A 7,296-nucleotide genomic window follows, 5' to 3' on the forward strand; every position below is an offset into this window, starting at 1 on the left:
ACAAAGCTAAAGATGCATTAAAAGCTGCAGAAGAAGCATTAAACGGAGAAAAAACTCCAGAAGTAGACAAAACAGCACTTCAAACAGAAGCAGATAAAGAAAATGCTACAAAAGAATCTGACAAGTACAAGAATGCAGACCAAGCTAAAAAGGATGCATACGACAAAGCATTAGAAGATGCTAAGAAAGTACTAGCAGATCCAAATGCAACTCAAGATGCTGTCAACAAAGCTAAAGATGCATTAAAAGCTGCAGAAGAAGCATTAAACGGAGAAAAAACACCAGCATCTGATGCTGAAAAAGTTCAACCAAGTATTCCAGAAAAGACTGAAGTAAAAGATCCTTCTAACTTAACTAAGGATGAAAAAGACAAGGTTAAAGAAGCTATTGAAAAAGCTAATAAGGATAAATTCTCACAAGGAACTAAAGTTGAAGTTGGTAATGATGGATCAGCTAATATCACTTATCCAGATGGATCTAAGGAAACTATCAAGGGTAGTGATTTGGTTGTAGAAATCGCTGATTCACCTAATAGAAGACCTTCTAAGTCAGATAATCCATCAAAGGCGGACAACCCAGCTAAGAAATTACCAAAAGCAGGTATTGAATCAGAAGCTATGATGATGGCTGCTGCAGCACTATCTACTTTGGGTGGATTGTATGTTTCAAAGAAGAAAAAAGAAGATGAAGAATAAATTATAGATTTGATTCTGTAGTTTATTGAGATGAAGATACCCGATCGTATGATCGGGTATTTTTACATGCAGAAATTTATTTTCTGAAAAAATCCAACAAAAAAAGAGCCTATTACAGGCTCGCATTGCTTCGTTGAAGGTATTTTTTAAATTTTGTGAGTTCTTCTTGGTTGTTGATTTGAATCCATTTGTGTGAGTAGTGTTTTTTCATATTTGCGTAATTTTCGCACTTTTCTTTGCTACGACCATCTATGAGTATCCACTTGATGAATTCGAAGTCTAATTTTTCGGGACAATTGTCTGCCATGCTTTCTCTGGTTTTGCCATGGTACTTGAAGTAGCGTTTGATGGCTCTTAGAAGACAATTGAATCTGTTGAAGTTTAGGAATATTATGATGTCGGATAGGGCTAGTCTTTCTGTTTTCTTCAATTTGTTGTAGTTTCCATCTATTACCCAATCGTCTTGTTTCATAAAATTTTCTACTATATTGATTGCTTCATCTAGGTCTCTTTCTTGCCAGTTTTCTGTCATATTTACTTGATCAAGATGGAGCAATGGCAAATCGTATGTTTGTGATATGTCTTGTGCTAGTGTGGATTTTCCAGATGCGGAATATCCTATTATCGAAATTTTCACAGTTTTCTCCTTGTTTTAATATGATTATCTTCTTATATTATATATAATAGTGGGGCTAATGTCACGTTACTATTTTTGCATTTGATGGTATAATGTAAATAGTGATTTTTTGCGGATTTTTATGTGTATAAAAGTCTTAATATATGTTAAAATAATAATTGTTAATTAGGAGATGATAAGATGAAGAGATTGATACCTATTGCGATTTTGGTTTTGGTGTTGACGACGGGTTGTTTGAGAAAACCGGAACACTACGAATCGATGAGAAATACGGAAGTAACAGAATCTGTGGAAAATGAGTCTACAGAACAAGCTAAGTCTAAGGATTCAAAGCCGGAAGAAACTACTGAAAAGCCTTCTGAAGAAAATACTGATTCTAATAAACCAGAAGAATCTACTGAAAAGAAGACTATGAAGGTTACGACAGATGTTTTGAATATGAGAAGTGAAGCTAGCACTAATTCTTCTATTGTGACTAAGTTAAAAAAGAATGATGAGCTTAAGGTTATTGAAGAAACTAAGAATGATGATGGAACTACTTGGGTTAAGGTTGATTTTAATGGTCAAGTAGGTTTTGTTTCTAAGGAATTTTTGGGTGAGTAAATGATTGATGTTAATAGCAAGATAATGGCGGACATGAAGAATGGTTCGAGTAATATGGATCAGGCTATTGCGACTGCAATAGAATATGCGAGACTTGGTTACAAAAAGGTTGTGAGTGCCTCTGAGATTTCTACGAATGGTAGGGTTCTGACATCTGATGAAAAGCAACTTCTTATCGACAGGATTAATGAGGAACTTGATTATCAAAAGATTGATTTTCAAGTGTTATCGGGCAATTTGATGAGCTGTGATCCTAAGATGATGGAGTATTTTCACAATGATTTGATTAGTTCGATTAATTATTCCAGATATATTCTACTTGAGCTTCCAAGTACAACTGAATACAAGGATTTGAATAAGTTTATATACGATATCCAAATCAAAGGATATGTTCCGATTATCGTTCATCCGGAAAGATGCAAGTATGTCCAAGAAAATCCAGACTATTTAATTTCTTTGAAGGAAAGGGACTGTTTGGTGCAATTGGATATGAGTTCTGTGGTTAAGCCTAAATCTAGCAGGTTGTTCAAGACTGCTAAGGAGTTGTTGGACAGACAAATGGTGGATGTTGTGGCTACGGAATCTGAAAATGCATATGAGGCAGAATATATTAGAGATGGGATTAAATCTCTTCATAAGATTATAAATTCGGATTATTTTGATTTGATTATGAGACTTAATCCACAACTTATCGTAGAAGATGAAAGGATAGACAGGATTCCTGTATTAGAGAAGAAGAGCGGTGGAGTTTTGTCGAAGATTTTTGGTAAGAGGAGATAAGATGAGAGATAACTTATTTGTAAGAACTTTGAGAAATAGATTTGTGCCTATTGTTATGGTGGCACTTTTGTTCGGGATTGCGATGATTTGCTACGATGTTATGTGGGTGAGACCTGTGTACAGTGTGGATTCCAAGGTTGTGGTGAGTGCGAAAAGTGGCAACACTTCTACTACTCAAATAGAAACTGTGAAGTCTTTTGTTAAGTCTAGAATGGTGTTGACTGAAGTGAAGCAAAACTTGAAGTTGAGATCAAATGTTGAAGATTTGGGAAAGAAAATTAGCATTTCAGATGAAAATTCAAAGATTGTTAGTATAAATGTTGAGGATACTGTTATTCAACGTGCAAGAAATATTGCGGATGAATTGGCAGATATCACTGTGAAGAACGATGCAGATGAATACAGTGTTAAGGTGTTGGAATATTCTTCTGCTCCATTACAAGCTGTGTCTCCAAATTTGGTTAAGGACACTTTATTGGCATATGCTGTCGGATTTTTTATTTCACTGATAGCTTTTATGGTGAGGGAATCTCACGATGATGTCATGAGAGTGGGCACTAATGTTGAAGATTTGGGAGTAAATGTTATTGGGGATATTCCTTATGTTGATGAAAGGGGTGCGATGATAGATGAAGGATAAGACTTTGTTTAATGAACAATACAAATATCTAAGAACTAATGTGAAGTTCGCAGGGGCAAATATCAAATCTATCGTGGTTACTTCGGGATATTTCGGAGAAGGTAAGACTTCTGTGGCTGCTAACTTGGCGAAAAGCTTCGCTTTGTCCAATCACAAGGTTGTTATTGTGGATATGGATTTGAGAAGGCCAAGTTTGAGGAATTTCTACGATATCGACACTGAAATCGGCGTTACAAATGTTGTTGTGAACAAGATGGATTTCAATCTTGCTATAAGTCACGATGAATCGATATGGGATTTGGATATTATCCACGCTGGAGCTATTCCTCCAAATGCGAACGAACTTATTTCAAGCGATTCTATGAAGAATTTTATTCGTATTTTAGAAGATAACTACGATTATGTGATAATCGATACTCCTCCAATCGAAGCTTATTCCGATGCTGTTGTATTGTCAGCGATTTGCGATGCGACTTTGTTGGTGTACAAGGTTGGAGAAACTAAAAAGAGCGACATCGAAAAATCTATCGATTCAATTAGAAATGTCAACGGCAATTTGATAGGACTTGTACGTATTAATGAAAAGTAATTATAGGCTGACTGATTTTAGGCAAATCAGTTGGCTTATTTTTTATAGAGAGGAAAATTATGATTGAAAAATTACGCGAAAGGTCTCAAACGGTGTTGTTGAAGCCTTCGATTAGAGTGCTGTATCTGAGAAAACTTAGAGGTTCTGTAAAAAATCACAGGGAAGAGATAATCTCAGTGTTGAAGAAAGATATCGGAAAAAGCGAATATGAAGGTTTTATGACTGAGTACGCAACTGTGATGCAGGAGTTAAATTTCTTCATCAATAACACTATAAAACTCGCAAGAGCGAATAACACTTCTTTTGATTTGCTGACTTTCCCAAACAAAACGGAAATCAGAAACAGAGCATATGGTGTGTGTTTGATTATCAGTCCGTGGAATTATCCGTTTAATTTGAGTATGATTCCTGTGATTGATGCGATTGCCGCTGGAAATAGTGTGTATTTGATGATGAGCAGGAAGAATCCTAAGGTTAGAGAACTTATGAAAGAAGTTTTGAAGCCTGTGGAGGATGTCGTTCATCTTGAAAATGACAAAAGTTATGATGAGGTGTTGGAAGAAAAGTTTGATTTCTATTTTTTCACTGGTAGCAAAAACAGAGGACAGGCTGTGTATAAGAAAGCAGCTGAGAATTTGAAGCCATGTGTGTTGGAATTGGGTGGAAAAAGTCCTTGTATTGTGGACAAAGATGTCGATTTGGAAGATACAGCGAAGAAGATTTGTTGGGCGAAGTTCACAAATTCTGGACAAACGTGTGTGGCTGTGGACTATTTGGTGGTTGAAGAAAGCATCAAGGATAGGTTGCTGCATTATATACTGAAGGAAATCGACGAAAATTATTCTGATATATCTCAGATGTCTAGGATAAAAACAAAGGCGAAATACGATGAGTTCAGACGCATTATGATGGATAGGACGGACAGAATCGGTGGGAAATACCACGATGGTGAGATGATTATTGAGCCGTGTGTGTTCACTGATGCGACTTTTAATGATGAAATAATGAAAGATGAGATATTTGGACCGTTGTTGCCGGTGATTTCGTACTCTGATATCGATGCGATGTTGATGCACATCAGAAGAATGGACAATCCGTTGGCGTTTTATGTATTCACTAAGGACAAGAAATTGTGCGACTATATCACGAATTCTGTGGGCTTTGGTGGAGGATGCATCAACGATTGTATGATGCACATCTCCAACAATAAGGCGCCTTTTGGTGGATTTGGAAATAGTGGACTTGGTCATTATCATGGCAAATGGGGATTTGACACTTTTTCACACAAACAATCAGTCTATGTTTCCAGAAAAATCGACAATCCATTCAGGTTCAAACCATTTACCCAAAAGAAGCTAGATTTGATAAAAAAATTCCTTGGTTAATTAGAACGTAAGCTATTATATAGATGAGAGAGATTAGAGGAATTGTGATTGTGAATTTCTTCTTGTATAATTTGTGCTTGAAGATTATCATGGAGTTCAACGCTCCTATGAAACCTCCGATTATGCACAAGAATATCAGAATATTTTCAGAGATTCTGTATTTGTTGTGAACGGCTTTTCTTTTATCTATAAGGAAGGCTAGGAAAGTTATTAAATTGATTATTAAAAAATATATACTAAACATAACATCACCCAAAATTATTATACCATAAGGAGAGATATGAGATTAGATAGAATGCTTAGCGAGATGAAGATCGCAACTAGAAAAGAGATAAAACAAATGGTGAAGAAGGGGATTATCACGGTGAATGATGTGACTGTGAAGAAGTCCTCTGAGCATATAGATGAAAACAACGACGTGGTGAAAATCTACGACGAGATCATTGAATACAGGAAGTTTTTGTATTTCGTGATGAACAAGAGAAAAGGAGTTACAAGTCATTCGAAAGATCCTATGCACAAAACTGTGATTGACGATATGGGAGAGCTTTGTGTGTTTGATTTGAGCCCTGTGGGAAGGCTTGATTTGGATACGACAGGGCTATTGATTATAACGAACGACGGTAAATTTGCTCATAATTTGATTTCTCCGAAAAAAGATGTGTCGAAGAAATACAAGGTTACTTTGAGAGATAAAGTCGATGAGAAATACAACGAAACGTTCGAAAAAGGAATCAAGCTTATGCCGGAAGATATCATCACGAAACCTGCTACGATGGAAATTATCGACGATTATAATTGTTACCTTACAATAAAGGAGGGTAAATATCACCAAGTCAAGAGAATGTTTGAAAAAGTTGGCAATGAAGTTGTGGAACTTCAAAGAGTCCAAATAGGTGATTTTAAATTGCCAGATGATTTGGAAGAGGGAGACTTCAGAGAACTTACTGATGAGGAGTTAAAAATCCTTGGGCTAGAAGAAGAATAAAGAAAAAATCTCAATTTAACGTAAAAGTTGAATTGAGATTTTATTTTGTGCGCCTTTTTTTGAGGACGTATTTGTATAATGTGTCGAAAAACAAAAACAACGAATAAGCACCAGGGTCTATCACTCCAACGGAATAAATGGCGTTGTGACGTGCTTTTCCTTTCTTTGCAGACATTTCTGATGTTTGTTCACAAGCCATCTTGCAATCTACACTTATTTTTTTCATTAATCTAATTGTATTTTCATTTTTATTGTTTTCAAAGCTTTCAGATGCAGCGTGAATGCAATCTAAAATTGTTTTGTCATTTAGCTTACAATTTCCAACTAGTTTCACAGATTCATTTGTGATTTTCAAAATTTCACCGAACATTTTACGGTCCAATTCGTCTTTGCCATTTGTGTAATCTGAAATCTTATCAAAAACATATGAGTATATAGGTGCTGTGGCACCTTTTACTTTGTATGTAAATAGAAATGATAGATTTTTGAACTGCTTAGAAATATTTTCATCTTTAAAGTCGGGAAATTGTATAAAAAGTTCGCCGAAACCATTATTTAAATTGCTACCGTGATCTCTATTACTCAAATTCTCGTCCAATTTATTTAATAAGGAGCAATTAATCATCAAACATTCCTGATACATCTCGAAAACTTTGTAAATATCGTAATTTGTAAATCCCATAAGCACCCCTTTCTTACTTATTAATATTATACATGATTACAGAAAATTTTAAAAAAATTTCAAAAAACACTTGACAAGTATGATTTAGGAGCGTATACTGTAATAGTTGTCTGAGAGAGACGTAACAAAAACTTGATTAAGTTTACAAGAATTTAAAAAAGTTTTAAAAAAGTCTTGACAAGCTAAAAAAAGTATAGTATACTTTAATAGTTGTCACTTGAGGCAACAAAATAATTTAACAAAGAACCTTAATAAATTAAATAAAGTAAATACTTTGAGAGAAGTACAAACCAAACA

Annotated in this window: 10 protein-coding genes; 7 read left to right on the plus strand and 3 right to left on the minus strand. The window is 35.1% G+C overall.

The window, feature by feature from the left end; translation table 11 throughout:
• Positions 1-695 (plus strand): LPXTG cell wall anchor domain-containing protein (locus ACLUJM_RS08670; RefSeq protein ID WP_412412638.1); only part of this gene is annotated, 695 nt, incomplete at its 5' end.
• A gap of 112 nt (positions 696-807) precedes the next feature.
• On the opposite strand, the gene ACLUJM_RS08675 is transcribed toward ACLUJM_RS08670, so the two are convergent.
• Complete coding sequence (locus ACLUJM_RS08675; protein WP_316103532.1) at positions 808-1,332, minus strand: DNA topology modulation protein; 525 nt, start codon at positions 1,330-1,332, stop codon at positions 808-810.
• Between the two features lie 180 nt (positions 1,333-1,512).
• On the opposite strand from ACLUJM_RS08675, the gene ACLUJM_RS08680 reads away from it, so the two are divergent.
• Genes ACLUJM_RS08680 through ACLUJM_RS08700 form a run of 5 tightly spaced genes read left to right on the plus strand, consistent with a single transcriptional unit; the run spans position 1,513 to position 5,329 of the window.
• Positions 1,513-1,935, plus strand: a complete 423-nt coding sequence (locus ACLUJM_RS08680) for an SH3 domain-containing protein (RefSeq protein WP_316515933.1) — start codon at positions 1,513-1,515, stop codon at positions 1,933-1,935.
• Complete coding sequence (locus ACLUJM_RS08685) at positions 1,936-2,715, plus strand: tyrosine-protein phosphatase (RefSeq protein WP_316103529.1); 780 nt, start codon at positions 1,936-1,938, stop codon at positions 2,713-2,715.
• Position 2,716: 1 nt separating this feature from the next.
• The gene (locus ACLUJM_RS08690; RefSeq protein WP_412412639.1) at positions 2,717-3,355 is read left to right on the plus strand and encodes a YveK family protein; all 639 of its coding nucleotides are present in this window, start codon (positions 2,717-2,719) and stop codon (positions 3,353-3,355) included.
• Complete coding sequence (locus ACLUJM_RS08695; RefSeq protein WP_294684839.1) at positions 3,345-3,944, plus strand: CpsD/CapB family tyrosine-protein kinase; 600 nt, start codon at positions 3,345-3,347, stop codon at positions 3,942-3,944. Before ACLUJM_RS08690 ends, ACLUJM_RS08695 begins: the two co-directional genes overlap by 11 nt.
• Before the next feature lie 59 nt (positions 3,945-4,003).
• Complete coding sequence (locus tag ACLUJM_RS08700) at positions 4,004-5,329, plus strand: aldehyde dehydrogenase family protein (protein ID WP_294684840.1); 1,326 nt, start codon at positions 4,004-4,006, stop codon at positions 5,327-5,329.
• Here ACLUJM_RS08700 and ACLUJM_RS08705 read toward each other — a convergent pair.
• A complete protein-coding gene (locus ACLUJM_RS08705; RefSeq protein ID WP_294684841.1) occupies positions 5,286-5,573 on the minus strand; it encodes a DUF1294 domain-containing protein in 288 nt (95 codons plus the stop codon). The two genes, ACLUJM_RS08700 and ACLUJM_RS08705, sit on opposite strands and share 44 nt — an antisense overlap.
• 36 nt (positions 5,574-5,609) lie before the next feature.
• Here ACLUJM_RS08705 and ACLUJM_RS08710 point away from each other — a divergent pair, with 36 nt between their 5' ends.
• Complete coding sequence (locus tag ACLUJM_RS08710; RefSeq protein WP_294684843.1) at positions 5,610-6,317, plus strand: pseudouridine synthase; 708 nt, start codon at positions 5,610-5,612, stop codon at positions 6,315-6,317.
• A gap of 40 nt (positions 6,318-6,357) precedes the next feature.
• Here the strand turns inward: ACLUJM_RS08710 and ACLUJM_RS08715 are convergent, their stop codons facing one another.
• A complete protein-coding gene (locus tag ACLUJM_RS08715) occupies positions 6,358-6,999 on the minus strand; it encodes a dihydroxyacetone kinase subunit L (protein WP_294684844.1) in 642 nt (213 codons plus the stop codon).
• Positions 7,000-7,296: the final 297 nt, after the last annotated feature.

The sequence above is a fragment of the Finegoldia sp. genome, assembly GCF_046991905.1.
GTDB lineage: Bacteria > Bacillota > Clostridia > Tissierellales > Peptoniphilaceae > Finegoldia.